The sequence below is a fragment of the Streptomyces sp. NPDC006476 genome (genome assembly GCF_040612015.1).
GTDB classification, from domain to species: Bacteria; Actinomycetota; Actinomycetes; order Streptomycetales; family Streptomycetaceae; genus Streptomyces; species Streptomyces griseorubiginosus_B.
In genome coordinates, this window is record NZ_JBEXPK010000052.1 from 20,169 (window position 1) to 41,904 (window position 21,736).

General features: G+C 70.6%; 12 protein-coding genes. 3 read left to right on the forward strand and 9 right to left on the reverse strand.

Annotated elements, in window-relative coordinates; translation table 11 throughout:
* Nucleotides 1–45: 45 nt before the first annotated feature.
* The 4 genes from ABZZ74_RS38815 to ABZZ74_RS38830 all read right to left on the reverse strand — a co-directional run bounded on the left by ABZZ74_RS38815 (nt 46) and on the right by ABZZ74_RS38830 (nt 5,884).
* On the reverse strand, nt 46–2,802 hold the full coding sequence (locus ABZZ74_RS38815) for a bifunctional YncE family protein/alkaline phosphatase family protein (protein WP_356773247.1): 2,757 nt from the start codon (nt 2,800–2,802) through the stop codon (nt 46–48).
* 4 nt (nt 2,803–2,806) lie between these two features.
* Nucleotides 2,807–4,165, reverse strand: a complete 1,359-nt coding sequence (locus tag ABZZ74_RS38820; RefSeq protein WP_356773249.1) for an ABC transporter permease — start codon at nt 4,163–4,165, stop codon at nt 2,807–2,809.
* A complete protein-coding gene (locus ABZZ74_RS38825) occupies nt 4,162–5,103 on the reverse strand; it encodes an ABC transporter ATP-binding protein (RefSeq protein ID WP_356773251.1) in 942 nt (313 codons plus the stop codon). Before ABZZ74_RS38825 ends, ABZZ74_RS38820 begins: the two co-directional genes overlap by 4 nt.
* Before the next feature lie 481 nt (nt 5,104–5,584).
* Nucleotides 5,585–5,884: a hypothetical protein gene (locus tag ABZZ74_RS38830; protein WP_356773253.1), complete on the reverse strand. Its 300-nt coding sequence runs from the start codon at nt 5,882–5,884 to the stop codon at nt 5,585–5,587.
* A 32-nt stretch (nt 5,885–5,916) separates the two neighbouring features.
* Between ABZZ74_RS38830 and ABZZ74_RS38835 the strand changes: the two genes are divergently transcribed.
* Nucleotides 5,917–6,273 carry a hypothetical protein gene (locus ABZZ74_RS38835; protein ID WP_356773255.1) on the forward strand — a complete coding sequence of 119 codons (357 nt, stop codon included), beginning with the start codon at nt 5,917–5,919 and terminating at the stop codon, nt 6,271–6,273.
* 91 nt (nt 6,274–6,364) lie between these two features.
* Here the strand turns inward: ABZZ74_RS38835 and ABZZ74_RS38840 are convergent, their stop codons facing one another.
* The 4 genes from ABZZ74_RS38840 to ABZZ74_RS38855 all read right to left on the reverse strand — a co-directional run bounded on the left by ABZZ74_RS38840 (nt 6,365) and on the right by ABZZ74_RS38855 (nt 15,797).
* On the reverse strand, nt 6,365–7,603 hold the full coding sequence (locus ABZZ74_RS38840) for a cation:proton antiporter (RefSeq protein WP_356773257.1): 1,239 nt from the start codon (nt 7,601–7,603) through the stop codon (nt 6,365–6,367).
* 5 nt (nt 7,604–7,608) lie between these two features.
* Nucleotides 7,609–8,094, reverse strand: coding sequence for a TrkA C-terminal domain-containing protein (locus tag ABZZ74_RS38845; protein WP_356773259.1), 486 nt, complete (start codon nt 8,092–8,094; stop codon nt 7,609–7,611).
* A 91-nt stretch (nt 8,095–8,185) separates the two neighbouring features.
* Complete coding sequence (locus ABZZ74_RS38850; RefSeq protein ID WP_356773261.1) at nt 8,186–13,381, reverse strand: family 43 glycosylhydrolase; 5,196 nt, start codon at nt 13,379–13,381, stop codon at nt 8,186–8,188.
* Between the two features lie 349 nt (nt 13,382–13,730).
* Nucleotides 13,731–15,797, reverse strand: coding sequence for a SpoIIE family protein phosphatase (locus tag ABZZ74_RS38855; protein WP_356773263.1), 2,067 nt, complete (start codon nt 15,795–15,797; stop codon nt 13,731–13,733).
* Nucleotides 15,798–16,008: 211 nt separating this feature from the next.
* On the opposite strand from ABZZ74_RS38855, the gene ABZZ74_RS38860 reads away from it, so the two are divergent.
* The gene (locus ABZZ74_RS38860) at nt 16,009–18,471 is read left to right on the forward strand and encodes a SpoIIE family protein phosphatase (RefSeq protein ID WP_356773265.1); all 2,463 of its coding nucleotides are present in this window, start codon (nt 16,009–16,011) and stop codon (nt 18,469–18,471) included.
* Here ABZZ74_RS38860 and ABZZ74_RS38865 read toward each other — a convergent pair.
* A complete protein-coding gene (locus tag ABZZ74_RS38865) occupies nt 18,443–18,904 on the reverse strand; it encodes an ankyrin repeat domain-containing protein (protein WP_356773267.1) in 462 nt (153 codons plus the stop codon). The two genes, ABZZ74_RS38860 and ABZZ74_RS38865, sit on opposite strands and share 29 nt — an antisense overlap.
* A 142-nt stretch (nt 18,905–19,046) precedes the next feature.
* Here ABZZ74_RS38865 and ABZZ74_RS38870 point away from each other — a divergent pair, with 142 nt between their 5' ends.
* Nucleotides 19,047–21,677 carry an alpha-L-rhamnosidase C-terminal domain-containing protein gene (locus tag ABZZ74_RS38870; RefSeq protein ID WP_356773269.1) on the forward strand — a complete coding sequence of 877 codons (2,631 nt, stop codon included), beginning with the start codon at nt 19,047–19,049 and terminating at the stop codon, nt 21,675–21,677.
* Nucleotides 21,678–21,736: the final 59 nt, after the last annotated feature.

A 21,736-nucleotide genomic window follows, 5' to 3' on the forward strand; every position in this document is an offset into this window, starting at 1 on the left:
CCGGAGGGCCCTGTCGGGATGGGGCTCCGTCGGGGCGAGGCTCGGTCAGCCGTCGGACTCCGACGACGGGAGGTAGGCGCCCGGTACCGCGTTCGGCGCGTAGACCTTCTTGTCGCCCGGGTACGGCTTGGTGAAGTTGTGCGTCTGGTACCAGGTGTAACGGTTCATCTGCTCGGGGTTGGCGTAGTCCGGCACGGCGTTCGGGCCGGTCAGGCGCTGGTGCGAGGCCCAGGCCTTCCACTGCGCCGCGACCGTCCGCGCCGCCTGAGGCACCGCGGTGGTCGTCGGCGCGGCGGCCGCCTGCTTGTCCTGCGCCGCCGGGGTGTCCGAACCACAGGTGGGCTGGGGGCTCACGCCGAGGGTCAGCGAGGTCCGGTTGGGCACCGCGGTGAACGGGGTGTAGTTCGCCTTCGGGGTGAAGGCCCCGTACATCGGGGTGGCCGCGCTGTCGAGCTGGTTCATCGGGTGGACGCCGAGGATCTGCTCGATGGTGCGGACCATCGTGATCTGCGAGTAGTAGTGGTTGTCGACGGCGCCGTGCTGGGCGTACGGGCTGATGACCTGGACCGGCGCACGGTGGCCGTCGATGTGGTCGAGGCCGTTCTGGGAGTCGTCCTCGACGACGAAGATCGCCGAGTCCTTCCAGTACTTGCTGTGCGAGATCTCGTCGACCATCCGGCCGACCGCGAGGTCGTTGTCGGCGACCTCCGCGGAGGCGTTCGCCGGGCCGCCGGTGTGGTCGTTGGAGAACCAGAACATGTTCAGGTTCGCCGGACCGTTCTTCTCGAAGTCCTGCTTCCAGATCTGTTCCTTGTAGATGTCCGGGACATCGAGGTCGAACAGCGGGAAGCCCTGCACCGCCACCTTGTTGAGCGACGGGATCGCCGAACCTGTCTTGATGGGGTACTGGGTCTGCGCCCCGGTCGCGGCCATGTTCTTGCTGTCGCAGTACAGGTTCTGCCAGGTCGCGCCGGCCGGCTTGGACTCGATCGACTGGAACTCGCCGAAGTCCTTGACGGACTTCCCGGCCGCCTGCGCGCCGGTCCAGATGAAGCCGGTCTTCTGGTGGCCGAGAACGTCGTCCTCGGTGTCGTAGCTGCGCGTGTACTCGCCGGCGGAGGACTCGGTGTACTCCGGGTTGTCCGACTGCATCAGCCAGTTGTGGCCCTCGGCGGAGTTCGTGCCGACGTCGTAGAAGTTGTCGTAGAGCCCGAACTGCTGGGCCAGCGCGTGCTGGTTGGGCGTCACGTTCTCGCCGAACGTCGTCAGCGAGGAGTTGCCGTCGCCCTGCGGCAGGTCGCCGAAGACCTGGTCGTAGGTCCGGTTCTCCTTGACCAGCAGGAAGACGTGCTTGATCGTCGAGGGGTCGCCCAGGCGCACCGGGACCGGCAGCGGCTTGGCGTGGCCCTTGCCGTTGGCGGTGAGGACCGAACCGGCCGTCCAGCCGTTCTGCCTGAACACGTTGGCCGTCTGCGAACGGACGATCTTGTCGTCGGGCAGCGTGAACTGCGTCAGGCTCGACGTCGTGTCGTGGGTGTTGTGACCACTGGCGGTGGTGGGGCGGCGGGCGTCGATGCCACGGGTGTTGGAGACGATCACCTGCTTGCCGACGGTGGTGATCCCCGAGGGGAAGTAGTCCGTGGGGAGCAGGCCGACGTAGCGGGCCGGCTGCTGCGCGGAGGTGTAGCGGTAGACGGCGACGGCGTTGGCGCGGCCGAGCGTCACCAGCAGGCGCCCGTCGTCGGTGAGCGTCACGGCGTTGGGCTCGTAGCCGACCGAGGCCTCCGGCCACGGCTGGGTGGCGATGGTCTGGACGACCTTGTCCTTGGCCGTGTTGATGACCGAGACGCTGTTGTCGGCGGTGTTCGTGACGAACACCGTGCCCTTCTTGGCGTACACCGCGGTCGGGTGCAGACCGACCTCGATGCTGCCGACGGCGGCCGACGGGTCCGACGTGTCGATGACGCTGACCGTGCCGGTGGTGGCGGCGCCGGTGTCGGGGTTGGCCGGCACCTGGGTGCCGTAGGAGTTCATGGTGGTCTCGCCGGCCTTGGCCGGGCGCCCGCCCTCGTTGCTGACGTAGAGCTTGCCGCCCACCAGGGCGAGACCGCGCGGGGCGTTGCCGACGGCCCAGCTCTGCTTGATGGTTCCGCCGGCCGCGTCAATGGCGACGACCCGGTTCTGGCCGTTGACCGCGGAGTAGACGGTGGAGCCGTCGGCGGAGAAGACCGCCGCGCCCACCAGTGCGTGCTTGGTGCCGTCGGCCGGGATGGAGACGGTCACCGGGTTGGCGAGGGTGCCGTCCGCGTTGACGGTGAACTTGGTGTAGCCGTCGGCCTGGCCCAGCCACAGCTGCGTGCCGTCGGGCGAGTACGTCGGACCCTCCTGGCCGACGGAACCGGTCTTGATGCGCAGGTCGTCCGCCGCGTTGGTGCCGACCTTCTGCTTCACCTGCCCGGTCGCGAGGTCCAGGACGACCAGCGAGGCGTCGCCGTCGGCGACCGAGGCCGCGAGGTGGGTGCCGTCCGGGCTGACCGTGGACGACATGATCTTGCCGTCGTTGATGACGGTGCGGTCGCCGTACGGCTTGATGTACTGGTCGCTGGAGATGACCTGGCCGTTGCGGGTGACCTGGGCGACCTGCTGGGTGCCGAACTGCCACGTCGAGGCGACGGCGGTCCCCGTGACGCCGAGCGCGACCGTGATGCCCACCGTGACCAGGAGGGTGCGCCGGCCGACGCGTCTGCCGAAGAGGCTGACCTGCTCTTTCTCGTTAACCCGGCGCAGCCGTGTTACCTGCATGGACTTATCCCTTCGAGGTGGTGTCGAGCAGTTCGACGTTGCCGTCGAACTGCCAAAGGGGGTTCGGGGCGTCCCCGGTGGGGGTACGGACGAGGAAGTAACCGTTGACTTCCTTCGGTCCGTCGCCGTCGGCCACGAACCGCCCGTCTGAGGCGACGTCGAGCTGGTAGATGGCCGTACCGGCCACCGTGACGTCGGGGAGATGCCAGGTCACGACGCAACGCCAGTCGTTGCCCGCGCCTTCTTGAGCGCCCTGGCCGTCGCTCTTGGTGCACGCCGCCGTGGTCCGCAGCTTCGCCTCCGTGACGGCGGGGCGGTGCAACTGCCGGGTCTGCAGCCGGTAGAGGTGGGCGAACGCGGTGGCCACCGAACGCTGGACCTTGTCCCGCTCGATGCCGGAGCCCATGGAGGGCGTCGCCACGGCGACCACCGCGACGGTGACGGCGGTGAGGGCGGCCAGCGGCAGCAGCCCGAGCGTGAGAGCACGGCGACCGGCACCGTCGTAGGCCAGGTTGGTGAAGTCCCGTCGCAGGAACAGCAGATGGGCCAGCGCCGTCGCCAGCACGGCCCACACCAGGCTGACCGCGACGCCGATCAGCAGCGGGCCGAGCTGGGCCGGGCTGGTGAACAGGCCGTTCCAGGAGATGAAGGCGTAGCCCGGCAGGGCGAGGCGTACGGCGACCGGCAGTGGCAGCATCTGGGCGACCTGCATGCCGAGGGCGACCAGCGGCGGCAGCAGCAGGCCCATCGGGGAGCGCCCCAGGGCCACCGACCCGAGCAGGCCGATCGCGGCGAGAGCCAGGGTCGGGGCGAGCGCGCACAGCCACGCCAGCAGGACCCGGCCGGCCGCGTCCCCCGGTGTCAGCAGATGGCCGTCGAGGCCGACCAGCGGCTGGTTGCCGACCGACGCCAGCCCGCCGATCACGCTGGAGCAGACGAGCCCCGCCACCAGCAGCAGGATGACGGTGAGGCTGGCCAGCGACTTCGCCACAAAGATCCGGCGGGGTGAGCGGACCGCCACCAGCAGATGCCGCCAGGTCCCCAGCCGGTCCTCGGCGGCGAACACGTCACCGGCGACCACCGACGTCAGCAGCGGCAGTGCCCAGGTGCCCGCGAAACCGAGCATCACCAGTGGCCCGGCCCACCCCGTGGCATGCATCCAGCGGCCGAACAGCGTGTCGGACGGCAGGGTGCTCTGCTGGCTGACCCCGGCCACGAAGAGCGCCGGCGCGATCCAGCAGGCGAGGACCAGCAGACGGATCCGCCACTGCGAGACCAGCTTCACCAACTCGAAGCGGTAGCCGCGCGACAGCGGCACACGGCGGACGATGGCAACGCTGTCTTCGGCGGTGGCCGTGGTCATTTGCCGTCCTCCTGACGCTCGGTGAGGGCGAGGAACGCGGCCTCCAACGGCGAGACGACGGGCGCCAGTTCGCGCACCGCGACACCCGACCGCACGAGGTGCGCCACCAGTTCGTCGAGCGCCGGCACCAGGGCTCGTACCACCAGCACCTCGGCGTCCTGCCGCATCCCGGTGTCCTCGACGACCCTGATCCCGTCCGTGTCGTCGGCCAGTCGGCGCGCGGCCCGCAGATTGGAGGTGCGCACCCGGTAGTCGAGTTCGCGGTTCTCGGAGGCCAGCTTGTTCAGCGGCCCGGAGAAGACGACCCGTCCGGTGGCGAGGATGGTCACCTCGGAGCACAGCGCCTCGAGGTCGTCCATCCGGTGACTGGAGACGACCACACTGGTGCCGTCCGCGGCGAGCCGGGTCAGAACCCGGTGCACATGTCTTTTGCCGGACGGGTCAAGGCCGTTGGAGGGTTCGTCGAGCACCAGCAGCCGGGGCTTGGTGAGCAGAGCGGCGGCCAGACCGAGCCGTTGCCGCATGCCGAGGGAGAAGCCGCGGGCCTTGTCGTCGGCGACGTCGGTGAGCCCGACCTGGTCGAGCACCTCGTCGATTCCCGCCGTCCGCGCGTCATGGCCCCGGAGTTGGGCCAGCGCGGCGAGGTTCTGCCGGGCGGTGAGGGAGGGGTAGAGGCCGGGGCCGTCCACGAAGCCGGCGACCCCGTCGGGAACGGCGAGCGCCCGCTCCACCGGCGTCCCGAGGATCTCCAGCCGGCCGCCGTCGGCGACGGCCAGACCCAGCAGAAGACCGAGCAGTGTCGTCTTGCCGGCGCCGTTGGGTCCCACCAGGCCGTGGATCTGACCCTGCGTCACATCGAGGTCGACGCCGTCGAGTGCCACGACGTCGCCGAAACACTTGTTGATGCCACGCGCCCGGACCGCGAGAAGTGCGTCCATAGTCCCCTCTTCCCAAACCCCCAGGAAACCTAGGGACGCCACACAGCGCAGGCGAGGGACCAGGGTTGAACGTCCAGGGAACGGATCGTCAAGTGATTGGCAAGTACATGAGTACGAAGCACTCGCATCGGCCCAGAAGCGGGCAAGGGAGTCGGCCGTCGGGCGTAGGGCACCCGATGGGCGGACACTGGGAGATATGACGCACGAGCCCGGTCAACCGTCCCGCCGAGCCGTACTGCTGGATGTTGCGGGCTGTGCTCTGGGCGCGGCGGGCTGCGGCAGCGGCGCGTCCCACACGGCCCCCTCCCCGTCGGCCCCGTCACCGTCGGGCACCGCCCCGGCCGGTCCACCCACGTCGTCGCCGCCCACGACGCAGGCCGCCGCCCTGCCGCGTACGACACTCTGGCGGCCGACCTCCGCGGAGGTCACTCCGGCCGCCGAACTCCGCGGAGGTCACTCCGGCCGCCGAACTCCGCGCGGTTCAGCTGGTCGAGGCGATCGGGGCGTGGCCGCAGGGCGGGGGCGGCGCGGCCGCGGCCAGGACGCGGGTGGCCGCGCTGAAGCTTCCCGCCGGGCTCGTCGCCCAGGTCGGCCCGCTGCTGCCGGACACGGACGCCGCCGTCGTACAGGTGGTCGACGCCCAGTACGGCGGCATCCTCACCGACTCCGCCGGCCTGCTGGTCGTCTGCCGGCAGTGGACGCGTCGGGGCGGCACGGTCGGCGCCGGCGGTACGACGGTGGACGTACGGCTCACCCGCGCCGCCTCCGGCTGGGCGGTCACCGCCCTGCACCCCGGCGCGGTCCGGGGCGGCCGTGTCACCGCTGCCCAGCCGTGTCCGCGCGATCCTCGCCGACTCCCGCATCGAACTGCCGCCCGCCGCCCAGGACGATCTGCGCAACGGGCGCATCCACGACAGTGTCCTCACCGCGATGCGGCAACTGGCGGGCACCTATCGGATGTACGTCGGCGTGGTCCGCTCCGGCCATCCCCTCGATGTCTTCGGCACCAGCCGCCCCAGCGACCATCCCCGCGGCCGGGCCTTCGACGTGTGGCAGATCGACGGCCACGCGGTGGTCGAACCGGCCACGCCCCGCAGCCTGATCGAACGCTTCATGCGGGACGCGGCGGCGGCCGGCTCCTACCACGTCGGCGGACCCGTCCACCTATAGGGCGGCTCCAGGCCCGACCAGTTCTTCAGCGACAACACCCACCACGACCACGTCCACGTCGGCTTCGACAACTGAGCCCGTGCGGACGTTCTCAGGACCGGCCCACTTCGTGCGGCTCCGCCACGGCGGCCTCCCCCTCGGCCGGCGTGCCCTTCGGCTGGTCGGGCCCGCGCAGCCGGTGGGTCAGCGACAGCGCCACCGGCTCCGTGTAGCGCGCGGTGAGCGGGCCCAGAATCACCAGGATCAGGACGTACGCCGTGGCCAGCGGGCCGAGCGAGGGCTCGATGCCGGCGGTGACGGCGAGACCGGCGATGACGATGGAGAACTCCCCGCGTGCGACGAGTGTGCCGCCCGCCCGCCAACGGCCCTTGGCGGAGATGCCGGCCCGGCGTGCCGCCCAGTAACCGGTCGAGATCTTCGTCGCGGCCGTGACCACCGCCAGAGCGAGGGCCGGGAGCAGGACCGGCGGGATGCTGGCCGGGTCGGTGTGCAGGCCGAAGAAGACGAAGAAGACGGCGGCGAACAGATCGCGCAGCGGGGCCAGCAGGTTGTGCGCGCCCTCGGCGACCTCACCGGAGAGGGCGATACCGACGAGGAAGGCGCCCACGGCGGCGGAGACCTGCAACTGCTGCGCGAGACCGGCGACGACCAGAGTCAGCCCGAGGACGACCAGCAGCAGCTTCTCCGGGTCGTCGTTGGAGACGAAACGCGAGATGTGCCGTCCCCAGCGCACCGCGACGACGAGGACGAGCCCCGCCACCCCGAGGGCGACGCCCAGGGTGAGACTGCCCGCCGCGATCCCGGCGCCCGCCAGCAGCGCGGTGACGATCGGCAGGTATACCGCCATGGAGAGATCCTCCAGCACCAGGATGCTGAGAATGACCGGCGTTTCACGGTTGCCCAGCCGCCCGAGGTCGCCGAGCACCTTGGCGATCACCCCGGACGACGATATCCAGGTCACCCCGGCCAGTACGACGGCGGCGACCGGCCCCCACCCCAGGAGCAACGCCATCGCGGCGCCGGGCAGGGCGTTGAGCGCGGCGTCGACGAGACCGGCCGGGTACTGGGTCTTGAGGTTGGAGACGAGATCGCTGGCGGTGTACTCCAGGCCGAGCATCAGCAACAGCAGGATCACACCGATCTCGGCGCCGATGGCGACGAACTCCTCACTCGCGCCCAGTGGCAGCAACCCGCCCTCGCCGAAGGCGAGTCCGGCGAGCAGATACAGCGGGATGGGGGAGAAGCGGAAGCGTGCGGCGAACCGGCCCAGCAGTCCCAGCCCGAGGATGATGCCGCCGAACTCGATCAGGAAGCGTGCGGAGGAGTGCATACCGCTCACTCCCGCCCGAGTATCGCGGCGGCCGCCTCGACGCCCTCGCGGGTACCGATCACGATCAGCGTGTCGCCGCCCGCCAGCCGGAAGTCCGGAGTCGGCGAGGGAATCGCCTCGGCCCGGCGCAGCACCGCCACGATGGACGCGCCGGTGGAGGTACGCATCCGGGTCTCACCCAGCAGGCGCCCGTTCCAGTACGAGACGGTGGACAGCTCGATCCGCTCGGCCACCAGGCCCAGTTCGGTCGTGGACAGCAGGTTCGGGCTGTGGTGCGTCGGCTTCATGGCGTCGACCAGTGCCTCCGCCTCGCCCGCGGTCAGCCGCACCGACAGCGCGCACGCGTCCGGATCGTCCGTGCGGTACGCGCTCACCGTGCGCGTACCGTCCCGGTGCGCCACCACCGACAAGCGGCGCTGCTCGCGTGTGGTGAGGTCGTAGCGGACCCCGATCCCTGGCAACGGCGTACTGCTGAGGCGTGGCGCACGCACGACCGACCCCCTCCGACTTTGACATCTCTTTGGGAAACCTTGAACCTCACCCTACGGGGTGAGGTTCAAGGGGCCGTGCGGTGACTTCGGTTCAGCGAGTGTGGGAGCCGATCGTGAGGACGCCCAGGAGCTTGGGGCTGGTGGCGTTGTCGTACACCACGTGACCGTCGGACTTCTTCCAGATCCTGATGCGGAAGCTGTCCGGGGTGTCGGCGGCGGTGACGCGGAAGGCGTATCCGGACGTGCCGTTGACCGTGCCCGATCCCTGGTACACGCCCTGGTCGCCGGTGACCACGAGCCAGTCGGAGGCGGTCGAGCGGAACCTCAGCTTCGCCGGGCCGAACTCGAAGGACACGTCGCCGGTCGGGACGGTGGCCCGCTTCGGGTAGTGGGCCGTGAGGAAGAAGGCGGCCCTGCCGGTCAGATCCGGCTTGGTGGGGTACGCGCCGGTGGGGGAGGTGAAGATCCCGGTGCCGAACACGGAACCGGCCGAGCGGTCATAGGCGATGAGTTCGGGAAGCGTCCTGCTGTCGGAGCCGCCGTCGTCGTCCGTCACCGTGATCACCGGGCGGCGGATTCCGGCCTTGGCGTAGGTGTGTTCGGCCCGGCAGCCGGCAGCGGTGACCGTCCCGGCCGTCGGCTTGCCGCCGTCCTTCCAGTCGACCGTGCAGGTGTGGGTGTCGCTCGTCCCCAGGTCGTCGAACCGGGCCGTGACGACCGCCCGTTGGCCGACCGGCACCGCGGACCGTGGACCTTCGGCGGAGGTGATGGCCGGGGCCGCGTTGGCCACCGAGACCCTCGCCGTGTCATGGCTGCGGCCGCCGGTCAGGGTGACCGTGTAGGTGCCGTCGTCGGTGCAGGTGACGGTGGTCCTCGCGGCGGCGGGGTCGGCGAAGGTGCAGGGCGCTCCCGGCTCGAGGGTCCACCGCGCACTGCCCGCACCGGAGATCGGGCCGTTCAGCGCGATCGCGTCGCCCTCCGCGCCCGAAGTGTTCCCGCCGGCGTGCACGATGGTCACCGGGTCGATGCTCGTCAGCGTGGGCACGACCGGCTTGATCAGGCCGTCGGAGTCGAACTCCAGCTTGTCGACGGTCGTTTCGCGGTGTGTGCCGTCGCCGCCGGGGATGGCGAAGCGGTGGTAGGCGATGTACCAGTCGCCGGTGTTCGGCACCTGGACGACCGAGTGGTGGCCGGTGCCCTTGATGCCCAGGGAGAGGTCCTTGGAGAGGATCACGCCCCGCTTGGTCCAGGGGCCGGTGGGGGAAGCGCCGGTGGCGTAGGCGACGCGGTAGTTCTCGTCGCGGGTGTCGTTCTCCGACCACATGAAGTAGTAGGTGCCGTTGCGCTTGATGACGAAGGAGCCCTCGTTGTAGCCGCTGGGCGTGATGTCCTTGACCTTCGCGGTGTCCAGCGAGGTCATGTCGTCGTTCAGTGGCACGACGTACGCATGGCCGTTGCCGAAGTACAGATACGACTGGCCGTCGTCGTCGGTGAACACCGCCGGGTCGATCATCTGGCCGCTGAACTGTCCTGCCTTCAACAGCGGCTTGCCGAGCGCGTCCTTGAAGGGGCCGGTCGGGGAGTCGGCTACCGCGACACCGATGTTGGCGTCGGCGCAGAAGTAGAAGTAGTACTTGCCGTCCCTCTCCGCGATCGTCGGCGCCCAGGCCCTGCTGTCCGCCCAGGCGACGTCCGGACCGAGGTCGAGGATGACGCCGTGGTCCTTCCAGTGGACCAGGTCGGTGGAGGAGTACGCCTTGAACTGCGTGCCGCTCCAGCCGTCGTAGCCGTCGGTGGTCGGGTAGAGGTAAAAGGTGTCGCCGAAGCGGACGATGTTCGGGTCGGCGTTGAGGCCCGGCAGGACCGGGCTCTTCATGACGAGCGCCGAGACCGTCCAGCTGCGCTTCTTGCCGTCGGACCCCGTCACCTCGTACGTCACCGGCTTGCTGAAGTCCTGCACGCTGCCAGAGGCGGGGCTGATCGCCGCGCCGTGGGCGAGGGTGAACTCCGGTGCGAGGGAGGTGAGATCGGTGCCCTCCTTCATCGGCAGCGTGATCCTGCCGTCCGCGTTGTCGACGATGGCGTCGACCTTGAGGCCCGGGTGGGAGACATGCGCGATCCCCGCCGTGTTGCCGCTGAGCTCCATCACCTCGGCCGCCGACAACGCCCGGTCGTAGATGCGGAAGTCGTCGACCTCGCCGCCGAAGTACGGGTCGGCCGAGTACAGCGACCGGCCGATGTAGCCGCTGTAGTCCTTGTTCGCGTCGTACAGTTCGGACGGCTTGATGCTCGTCGTCGTACGGGCCGCCTCGACTCCGTCGACGTAGAGGACCATCGTGCCGGTCTGGCCGTCGAGGGTGACGGTGACGTGCCGCCACTGGCCGGGCGTGAGCTGCGAGCCGGCCGTCAGCTTGGACTCGGCCGACCAACTCGCTTTGGTGATGGCCGAGTAGAGGCTGGAGCCGCCGTTGGAGGGCGTGGCGAACAGGTACCTGTCGCTGTCCGGCCCGAGTCCGAACAGCCACTGGAAGGCGTTTCCGCCCTGCCACTTGGCGTACGTCGACACGGTGACGCTGTCCGCGTCCTTCAGCACACCGTTCGGGATCTTCACGTACGGCGAGTCGGAGGCGCCGGACATCCTGAACGAGCCGCCGTCGACGCCGGTGCCGAAGGCGGGCGTGCGGACGTACGTGCCGTGATGGCCGTGCCCGCTGGAATCGACCGCGATGCTGCCGGACGTCTCGTCGAAGCCGTAGTGCAGCAGCAGGTCGGCCGGGACGTCCGGGCCCTCTTCCGACACCGTTACCCGGGCCTGGACCGGGATCGCGGCACCGTCGGGCAGACTCCCCGTCACGGTGAAGGTGCCGGCCTGGGCGTACTGCGACTCCGGCACGTCCTCCCAGGAGACGGCGACAGGGCGCTTGACGCCGTCGGCACAGGTGGCGATCACCGTGGCCGGCAGGACCGGTCGCTCACCGATCCGCGTCTTCACCGGCACGTCCTCGACGCTCTCGACCAGTTGGTCCGGCTGGTAGGCGCGCAGCAGCCGGTCGTACTCGGCCCGGGTGACCGGCAGGACGGTGCCGTGACGCGGCTTGGCCGGCAGGTCGTAGCCGGTGACGGGGGTCCAGGTGCCCGAGTCGAGGTCGCTGGTCTCGAACGGGATGTAGCCGCGCCCGCCGAACTCGTCCAGGAACGCGTACCACTTGTCCTCGGTGTTCGACTTGAAGACCAACGGTCCCTCGGCGGCGCTCATCGCGCCCTTGCCGATCCCCTCGGCGACCGGGCTCCACGAGCCCAGGATGGAGTCGCTCTTCTCCTCGAAGACGAACTTGCTGTTGGGCGTCGAGGAGGAGTTGTTGCGCTCGTCCTTGGAGAGACGGTAGTACGTGCCGTCCTTCTGGATCATCGTGGAGTCGATGACGGACCAGCCGCGGTCGATCCAGACCCTGGGCTCGCTGAAGGTGTAGAAGTCGCGGGTGGTCGCGTACATCATGCGGTTGTACGTGTCGCCGGTGTGCCCGGGGTTGTCGTACAGCTTCGAGGCCCAGAAGACGACGTACTCACCGAGCCCCCTGTCGTAGAACGCCTCCGGCGCCCAGGTGTTGCCCGCGCTGTCGGGGGAGACCTTGACCAGGCGCTGGTCGGTCCAGTGCACCAGGTCGGTGGACTCCCAGACCATGATGGACTTGCTGCCGCTGCGCTGGGCGGCGTCCCAGTCGCCGTTGCCGTAGATCCTCAGGTCGGTGGCGATCTGGTAGAACTTGTCGCCCTCGGGGGAGCGGATGATGAACGGGTCGCGCAGGCCCTTCTCACCGAGCGTCGAGGTCAGCACGGGCTTGCCGTCGTTCAACTCCCGCCACTTCAGCGGGTCGTCGCCCTTGCTCAGCGCCGCGTGGAGCTGCTCACCGTCCGCGGTTCCCTCGCCGGTGAAGTAGCTGAACATGTAGCCCTTGAGGGCCTGTTGCGCGGGTAGTTCGGGGACCTTCGCGGTCAGCACACGGGTCGTTCGCGCCTCGCCCCTGGCGACGGTGGCGGTCAGCTCGACCGTGGTGGCACCGGCGCCGTGTGCGGGGCGGTGGACGATGCCGTCGGCGGACACGACGTCCGGCGTGCCGGAGGACCAGGTGACCCGGGTGCCGTACGAACCGGTGGTCGGGAGCGACAGGTTGCCGCGTACGTCGTCGAGGTTGTGGACGGTGAGGTCCTCGGCGGCGTGCTCGGTCGCCGTCCGGTCGTCGAAGTCGGGCAGCACCGTGACGTCGAAGGACTTGGTGTCGCTCACCGCGCCCTTGCGGAGGGTGGCCGTGAGCCTCGCGTGGGCGGCGGGTTCGCCGGCGGCCGGGCGGGTCACCTTGCCCGTGTCGCTCACCACGCCGGTGTCGTCGCTGGCCCAGCTGATTGTGGAGCCGCCGGCCGTCCCGGTCCTCGGCAGGTTCAGATCGGCGGTCACGGCGCCGGTGTCGCCGAGGCTCAGCGCGGCCTTGTCGTCGGCGACGCCCCGGGCGGCGACGGGCAGGGCGAGCCGGGTGACATCGGAGGCGTCGAGGGCCCGGTCGTAGACGCGGAAGTCGCGCACGCGGCCCTTGAAGAGCTTGTCCCCGGAGTAGAGCGACCTGCCGATGTAGTTGGCGGTCGTGGTGCCGGAGCCGATGGAGCCGGGCGTGATGGTGACCGAGGTGCTGCGGCCGACCTCGACGCCGTCCTCGTACAGCACACCCGTGGAGCCGGCCTGGGTGTAGGTGAGGTGCTTCCACACCCCGCGGGTGAGGTTGTGCGCGTCGGCGGGCTTGGTGGTCTGCTCCGTCGACCAGTTGCCGGTCGCGATCGAGGTGCGCAGGGAGTCGCCGGTGGTGAAGAGGTAGCCGTTGCCGTTGCTGCCGCTGGAGTTGCCGAAGCCGTACAGGAAGTACGGTGTGGACTGCGCGGAGTCGATCAGCACGTCCGTCGAGACGGTGATCGCGGCCATGCCCTTCATGACGTAGTTCGGCACCTTGATGTAGGTGTCGGAGCCGTTGAAGGCGAGTCCCTGGCCGGTGGCCGACCAGTCGGCGGTCCCGCTCACGGTGCCGTCCCGGCCGTTGCCGGAGGCGTCGGGGACGGTGCTGCCGGAGGCCGCGTCGAGCTTGTACCAGAGGGCCAGCCCGTCGGTGACGTCCGCGCTTTCCGCCGCGTGCGCGGCGGAGAGCGGTGCGGTGAGGCCCAGGAACAGCGACACGGTGGTCAGACCGGCGAGCCGGCCGGCCCGGCGTCTGACACGGGTGCGCCGGCGTGCGAGGTACGTCATGTGGGGTTCCTTGCGGAGGCATGGCTGACGGGGGGAGCAAGGCAGGGGAAGCCGGCCGGGAACGGGCGCCTCGGCCAGGGGCGCCTGATCGTTTCGGCTGGGTGACGTCGTGTTGCGAGAGTGTCAATCGAAGGTCATGCCACCGTCAAGAGGTTTCGAACGATGTCCGACAGGCCGAACGGCCGGGGCGTCCGGGCCTCAACTGTCGGACAGCCGGAGGGGGTTGCCGTCGGTCTTTCCGCTCAGCTCCAGCCGAAGCGACGGTCCACGCCTGCCGAGAACTCCTCCACGCGGAGGAGGCGTCGGCGTCTCCCAGCCCCCAGAACGCCGGGTCCGCCGCCCTGGTTCCCTACAGTGCCCGGGCGACGAGCAGGGCGACGTCGTCGTGGTCGTCGGGGTGGCGCAGGCCGTAGAGCAGGAGGTCGCAGGTCTCCTCCAGGGGGCGGTGCGGCTCGTCGAGGAAGCCGAGCAGGGTCTGCAGACGGTCGTCGATGGAGTGGTGCCGGGTCTCGACGAGGCCGTCGGTGTAGAGGACGAGCAGATCGCCGGGATCGAGGCGGGTCGTGGTGGTCTCGAAGGTGATGCCGCCGACACCGAGCGGTGCGCCGGAGGGCAGGTCCAGCAGCTTCGGGGCGTGATGCGGGCCGGCGAGGGCGGGCGGCATGTGGCCGGCGTTGGCGAGCAGGCACTGGCGGGTGTGGGGGTCGTACACGGCGTAGAGGCAGGTGACGATGTAGTGCTCCAGATCGCAGGTGATCTTGTCGAGGTGGCGGAGCACGGAGCTGGGCTCGAGATCGAGGTCGGCGTAGGCGCAGGTGGCGGTGCGCAGCCGGCCCATGGTGGCGGCGGCGTCGATGCCGTTGCCCATGACGTCGCCGACGACGAGCGCGGTCTTGTCGTCCTCGAGCGGGATGACGTCGTACCAGTCGCCGCCGACCTCGCTGGTGGCCTGGGCGGGCTGGTAGCGGGAGGCCAGCTCCAGCCCGGCGTGCTGCGGCGGATGATCGGGCAGCAGGCTGCGCTGCAGGGTGAGGGAGGTGTTGCGCACGCTCTGGAACCAGCGGGCGTTGTCGATGGCCACCGCCGCGCGCCCGGCGAGCTCGGCGGCCAGCACGACGTCGTCCTCGTCGAACGGCAGCGGATTGCGGGTCCGTTTGAGGTCGAGCGCGCCGAGCACCTCGCCGTGGGCGATCAGCGGTACCGCGAGGTACGAATGGACCCCCGCCCGGGCCAGCAGCGAGCCGGCCTCGGCGTCCCGCGCGATGCGCGGCAGGTCCTGTTCGCCGACGTGCCGCACCAGGACCGGGCGGCCGCTGTGGACGCACAGGGTGACCAGCCGGTCGCCCTCGTAGGCCGCCAGTCCGCCGGGCGGGTCGGCGGCGCGCAGGGCCACCGTCGGATGGGCCGCCTTGAGCGCGAGGGCGCGGAAGAGTTCGGGTCCGTCGTCCGGTCTGCGGGAGCGGCGGCAGGCAAGCGCCGAGTCCAGGACGTCGACGGCGACCACGTCGGCCAGTTGCGGGACGGCGATCTCGGCCAGCTCCCGGGCGGTCTCCTCCACCTCCAGCGTGGTCCCGACCCGCACCGAGGCGTCCGCGATGAGCGCGAGCCGGCGCCGCGCCCGGTCGGCCTCGGCCGCCGCACGGTGCCGCTCGGTGACGTCGACGACCGAGGCGGCCGCGCCCAGGACCCGGCCACCGGGGTCTTCCAGCCGGTAGAACGACATGGACCAGGCGTGTTCGTGCTCGGGGTCGGTCCGCGGACGGCCGACGTGGTACTGGTCCAGCAGCGGTGTGCCGGTGGTGAGCACCTGGCGCAGCGCGGACTCGATGGTGTCGATGTCCGGCAGCGGCAGGGTCTCCCGCAGGCCCCGGCCCACGTGCTCCTCGGCGGGGACGCCGTCGATGCGCTCCAGCGCCGGGTTGACCAGCAGATAGCGCAGTTCGGGGTCGAGCAGGGCCAGGCCGATGGGGGACTGCCTGATCAGCCGGTCGCACAGGGCCAGATCGGTCTCGACGCGCTGGAGGAGGTCGTGGTCGGCGGCGATGCCCAGCGCGTAGACGTCCCCGAGGTCGTCCTGCAGCCGCATGTTGCGGAACTCCATGACCCGGGTGCTGCCGTCCTTGTGCCGGATCGGGAAGGCGCCGGCCCAGCTCCGCCCGGTCCGCAGCACCTCGGTGAACAGCCTGACCACGGCCTTGAGATGCTCGGGGTGGATGAACAGCCGCGCCGCGTACTTTCCGAGCGCCTCCTGCGCGGAGTACCCGAACAGCTCCTCGGCCTGCGGGGTCCAGAACACGATGCGCCCGTCGGCGTCGACGACCGTCGCGGCCACGCTCAGGAGGTCCAGCAGACCGGTCGGCGGGGGTGAGTCGACGCCGGGCGCATCGTCGTCCGGCGCGAAGGATTCGGCTGTCATCCGGCAAGCACCTCCACCGTTCCGCAGGATCCGGCGACCCTTGCCGGCGTCGTCGCACACCCGGGTTCCGACCAGCGGTCCTTCCATGGTCCCTCCGCTTCCGGACGGGCGGAAGCGGGGGAGCGCCGACAGCCGGGTCCGTCAGGCCCGTGCGCATCGGGCGGACTAGCAGGAACATGGGGGTGTACAGGACGGCACCCGGATGGCACCCATGGATCCAGCGCGAGACGAGCCCGACGGGCCGACGCCCTCGGCACCGCGCGATCTCCTCGACGCGTCCAGCGACGCGGCCGCGGTCGTCACCGCTCAGGGGGTCGTGCTCGGGTGGACCCGTGCCGCCGAAGCGCTGCTCGGCCACCCAGCCGCAGAGATGGTCGGCACCTCCGCCGCCCGTCTGCTGGCCGCCCCCAGGGACCCGGCTCGGGTGGCCGGCGTGGTGCAGCGCTGCCGGGCCGGCATGGGGTGGAACGGCCTGGTCCCGCTGCGGCACCGCGACGGACGGTCCGTCGACGCGGACCTGCGGGTCTCCGCGTCGTTCCGGGTGGGCGCGAGCGAGTGCTTCCTGCTCTCGGCGCGGGAGCGGCGCCGGCAGTGGATGATCGGCCAGTCCGTGCTCGACGGGTTCCTCACCCGCTCCCCGGTCGGCATGGCGGTGATGGACCGGGAGCTGCGCTACGTATGGCTCAACGACACCCTCGAACGCCTCGGTGGGGTGCCGCGTGAACAGCGGCTCGGGCGGCGGCTGAGCGAGCTGCTGCCGGGGCTGCAGGCGGCCACCCTCGAAGGGCTGATGCGCAAGGTCCTGCACAGCGGAGTCCCGGTCACCGACTACGAGTACCTGGGCTGGAGCTGGGCCGACCCGCACCGCCAGCGCGCGTACTCCACGTCCTTCTTCCCGCTGGTGGACGCGGGGGAGGCCGTCACCGGGGTCTGCTACATGGTCCAGGACGTCACCGAGCGCTGGACCGCGCGGCGGCTGCTGACGCTGGTCAACGAGGCCGGCACCTGCGTCGGCACCACCCTCGACGTCATGCGGACGGCCCAGGAACTCGCCGACTTCGCGGTACCGCGGTTCGCGGACTTCGTCGTCGTCGATCTCCTGGAGCCCGTCCTGAGCACCGAGGGGCACGGGGCGTGGCTGACGGACGCCGGGCCTGCCCCCGCCCAGCCGGTGCTGCGGCGCGCCGGGATGAGCTCGGTGCGGGAAGGCTGTCCCGAGGCCGTGGTGCGGATCGGGGAGAAAGCGGGCTTCCTGCCCCCGACACACGATCTGAGCCTGCTCATCGACGGTGAACCGATCCTGCTCCCGGTCATCGATCCCTCGACCGAGGAGTGGGTCACAGAGGAGCCGGAACGGGCCCAGAGGATCCGCGAGTTCGGCCTGCACTCGCTGATCTCCGTACCGATGCGGGCACGCAACACCGCGCTCGGCATCACCACCTTCCTCCGCTCGCTCAACCCGGTCCCCTTCCAGCCGGACGACGTGCTGCTGGCCCGGGAAGTGGTGGCCCGGGCGGCGCTGTGCGTCGACAACGCCCGCCGCTACACCCGCGAACACACCGCGGCGGTGACCCTGCAGCGCAGTCTGCTGCCGCAGGCCCTTTCCGGCGGAACCGCGCTGGAGGTGGCCTCCGCCTATCTGCCGGCCGACCCCACGGACGGTGTGGGCGGCGACTGGTTCGACGTGATCCCGCTGTCCGGGGCCAGGGTCGGTCTCGTCATCGGCGACGTGGTGGGACACGGCATCACCGCCGCGGCGGCCATGGGCCGGCTGCGTACGGCGGTGCAGACCCTCGCCGACATGGAACTGCCGCCCGACGAACTGCTGGCCCATCTCGACGACCTCGTCCTCCGGCTGAGCGCCGAGAAGACCGACGGGGGGCCGGCCCAGGGAAGCATGACCGCCTTCCTCGGGGCGACCTGCCTGTACGCCGTCTACGACCCGGTCACCGGTCGCTGCACCATGGCCCGCGCCGGACACCCCCCGCCCGTCGTGGTCGCACCCGACGGCCGGGTCTCCTTCCCCGAGCCCCCGGCCGGACCGCCGTTGGGACTCGGCGCCATGGCGTTCGAGGCCACCGAAATCGAACTCGCCGAGAACAGCCTGATCGGCCTCTACACCGACGGTCTCATCGAGGGGTCCGACGGCGACATCGAGCGCGGCATGTCCCGCCTGGCCGAGGCGCTCACCCGCTCCGGCACCGACCTGCCCACGCTGTGCACATCCGCGGTGCAGCAGCTCGTCGCCGGACCGCAGCCCGACGACATCGCCCTGCTCCTGGCCCGCAGCCACACCCTGGGCGCGGACCATGTCGCCTCCTGGGACGTGCCCGTGGACCCGGCCGCCGTCGCCGACCTCCGCGCGCGGGCCACCCGCCAGGTGGAGGCCTGGGGGCTGCGGGACCTCGCCATGACGACGGAACTCGTCGTCAGTGAACTGGTCACCAACGCGATCCGCTATGCCGAGCCGCCCATACGTCTGCGACTGATCCGCGACACCAACCTGACCTGCGAGGTCGCCGACTCCAGCAGCACGGCCCCCCGCCTGCGACACGCCCGCAGCACGGACGAGGGCGGCCGCGGCCTCTTCCTCGTGGCCCAACTGACCGACCGCTGGGGCGCCCGCTACACATCCGAGGGAAAGATCATCTGGGCGGAGCAGGAAATTCCGTGAGGCGGGGTCCGTCTGCGGGGCGTGCCCCGGCCGCGATGAGGAGTTCCGCGGTCTCGGGATGGGGGCCGTGGTTCGCCCAGTCGAGGGGCGTCCAGCCGCTTCCGCCGTCCTCACGGAGGTTGGGGTCGGCTCCGTGCGCCAAGAGTTCACGCACGGTCCCGCTGTGCCCCCAGCACGAGGCCGCGCACAGAGGTGTGCCCTCCGAGCCGACTCCCCGGCTCTGCCCGTCCGGGGCGGCACCTGCGGTCAGGAGCAGGCGGGCGATCTCGGACTGACCCTGCACGGACGCCAGATACAGAGGGCTGGTGCCGTCGCTGTCCGCTCGCTCCGGGTGCGCGCCCACGCGCAGCAGCGCCTCCACCCGTGCCGGGTCAGCGGCCAGTATCGCTGCGAAGAGGAGACGGGAAAGCTTCTTCTGCCGCCGCTGTTTCATCGTCGGCGAGCTTAGCGATCATTGACCTCCTGCACGGGGTCAAGCACTGCACAATCCCTGTACGAGATACCGGACTTGAGATAACGTCGCCCTGCCCCAGCGTATTGAATCGTTTCAAACCGCCTGTGAGGGACGAGGTGCCATGACTTCCAGCAGCGCATCGGAGCACCCTGCACAACCCGGCCCCCGCCGCCGTACGGTCCTCGCGGCCGGCGCCGGAGCCGTCGCTGTGACCGCCGGACTTCCCGCGGTTCCCCCGGCGGCGGCCGACACCGCAACGGCCGCCACCACCAGACCCCCGCGCATCGGCACGGGTTGGCAGCACTACGTCCAAGGCCCCGCGTCCCGCACCGTGCGACCCGAGCGTGTCCTCGCCTCGGCCGGTGACGTCCGCAAGCCCGAGGCCCTGCTGAAGCCCGGCGGCGCCAGAACCGTCCTGCGCCGTCCGCAGCCTGCCCCCGCCCCGCGCTGGCCGGAGGGCACCCAGGCGTCGGCGTCCTCCACGCACGCCGGGAACAACGGCAACGACGGTCAGCCGCGCACCTACGACGCCGCCAACGCCATCGACGGCAACCCCGACACCTTCTGGAACGACGACACGATCGCCGCCTTCCCCGACACGCTGACCATCACCCTGCCGCAGCCGCGGAGCATGTCCGGCATCACCGTGATCTCCAACAGCGACGGCGTGCCGACCGACTTCACGGTCGACGTCTGGGTCAGCGGTGCCTGGCAGACCGCCGCAACGATCTCCGACAACGATGTCATCCAGCGGGCGGTGCCCTTCACCACGACGTTCACGACGACCCAGGTCCGCATCACCGTCACCGCCGTCCAGGACACCCCACGCGGGGCGTTCACCCGGATCAACGAGGTCTGGCCCGAGGCGGTCCACCCGGTCGTGGCGCCCAGCGTCACGGTCGACTTCGGCAAGGTCGTCGTGGGGTACCCGCGCGTCCGCTTCACCTCCGCCTCGGACAACTCGCCCGGCGTACGCCTCGCGTTCTCCGAGACCAAGGAGTTCCTCACCGACCGCTCCGACTTCACCCGCTCCGACCAGTCCGGCGTCGCGGCCCAGGGAACCGACCAGTTCGCCGTACCGGCCAAGGGTGCGGACTGGACCGACCACAAGGGCTTCCAGTCCGGCGACAAGGTCTACTCCGACGGACTGCACGGCTTCCGCTACCTGCGCATCACCCTCGACGCACTGGCGACCGACGCGCCGGCCGCGCAACCCTGGGGAACCGTCGAAATCGACTCCGTCAGCTTGGACTTCACCGCCTACGTCGGCACCCCCGCCACCTACCGCGGCTGGTTCCTCTGCTCCGACGACGACCTCAACCGCTACTGGTACGGCGCTGCCTACACCAACGAACTCGTCACCGACACCTTCCGCCAGGACGACGTCGACCCGCGCAACGCCTGGACCGCCTCCCTGGAGGGCAAGCTCGTCCTGCACGACGGGGCCAAACGCGACCGCGACCCGTACGTCGGCGATCTCGCCGTCTCCGCGCGGACCCTGTACCTCACCCACGACGACACCGCGGCCGCCGCCCGCAACGTGCTCGCCGACCTCGCCGACCACCAGCGCGCCGACGGCTGGATACCGCCGGCCTCCATCGCCGCCTACACCCTCCCGCTGTTCGACTATCCGCTGTGGTGGGTCACGTGCAGCTGGGACTACGTGCTCTACACCGGGGACCGCGCCTACGCCACCCGCTACTACCCCAACCTGCTGAAGGTCCTGGACACCTGGTACCCGAGCGTCACCGACGAGGCCGGACTGCTTAGCAAGGGACTCAACAACACCGGCGGATACGGCGACTACGCCTTCCTCGGGCGCACAGGGAGGGTCACCTACTACAACGTCCTCTACGTCCAGGCGCTCAGGGACGCCGCCCGACTCGCCCGTCTGCTGGGGCACCAGACCGACGCGACACGCTGGACGCAGCGGGCCGACGCCGTGAAGGACGCCATCAACTCCCATCTGTGGGACACGAGTTCGGGCGCCTATCTGGACTCCGGCACCGGGGCCCTCCGGCACGCCCAGGACGGCAACTCCCTCGCCGTCACCGCCGGCGTCGCCGACACCGACCGCGCACAGTCCGCGCTCGCCCATCTCGACGCCACCACCAGGCGCCCGTACGGCAACGCCTTCATGGACAACGACACGATCTTCGACGGCGCCTCGCAGCGCGTCTACGCCTTCACGTCGTACCCGGAGATCGTGGCCCGCTTCACCGCCGGACGCGCCGACTCCGCGCTCGACCAGATCCGGCGCACCTACGGATGGATGGACGCCCACGACCCCGGCATCACCAACTGGGAGGGCATCGGCCCGGGCGGCTCGCTCTACGAGGACGCCTACACCAGCATGGCCCACGGCTGGTCCACCGGTGTGCTCCCGGCACTGACCCACCACCTGCTGGGCGCCCGGCCGACCTCCCCCGGATACGCCACCTGGGAGGTGTGCCCCGAACCCGGCGACGTCACCTGGGCGCAGGGGCAACTCCCCACCCCGCATGGCGCGTTGCGCGTCGCATGGGAGAACTCAGGACGGGTCTTCAGACTGGAGGTGGAGGTCCCGCGGGGAACCCGGGGCACGGTCGCGCTGCCGGGGGACAGCGGCCGTCTGACCGTACGGGCCGACGGCCGAGGCGTGTGGGACGGGCACCGCGCGTCGGACGGCACGGTCGGAGTCGAGGACGGGCGCGTCACGATCACCGGACTGGCCCCGGGCGCGCACACCCTCACCGCCCGACGGGACGGCTGACCGAGGACGGCGCGGACACGACGTCCGAAATCCGCCAGGGGCCGAGCGCGCCGGCGGAA

Bases quoted from the DNA above. Each gene is read 5' to 3' on its own strand.
- ABZZ74_RS38855 (WP_356773263.1), bottom strand. From the start codon at position 15,797: ATGACAGCCGAATCCTTCGCGCCGGACGACGATGCGCCCGGCGTCGAC.
- ABZZ74_RS38825 (WP_356773251.1), bottom strand. From the start codon at position 5,103: ATGGACGCACTTCTCGCGGTCCGGGCGCGTGGCATCAACAAGTGTTTC.
- ABZZ74_RS38820 (WP_356773249.1), bottom strand. From the start codon at position 4,165: ATGACCACGGCCACCGCCGAAGACAGCGTTGCCATCGTCCGCCGTGTG.
- ABZZ74_RS38865 (WP_356773267.1), bottom strand. From the start codon at position 18,904: ATGAAACAGCGGCGGCAGAAGAAGCTTTCCCGTCTCCTCTTCGCAGCG.
- ABZZ74_RS38815 (WP_356773247.1), bottom strand. From the start codon at position 2,802: ATGCAGGTAACACGGCTGCGCCGGGTTAACGAGAAAGAGCAGGTCAGC.
- ABZZ74_RS38870 (WP_356773269.1), top strand. From the start codon at position 19,047: ATGACTTCCAGCAGCGCATCGGAGCACCCTGCACAACCCGGCCCCCGC.
- ABZZ74_RS38850 (WP_356773261.1), bottom strand. From the start codon at position 13,381: ATGACGTACCTCGCACGCCGGCGCACCCGTGTCAGACGCCGGGCCGGC.
- ABZZ74_RS38860 (WP_356773265.1), top strand. From the start codon at position 16,009: ATGGATCCAGCGCGAGACGAGCCCGACGGGCCGACGCCCTCGGCACCG.
- ABZZ74_RS38840 (WP_356773257.1), bottom strand. From the start codon at position 7,603: ATGCACTCCTCCGCACGCTTCCTGATCGAGTTCGGCGGCATCATCCTC.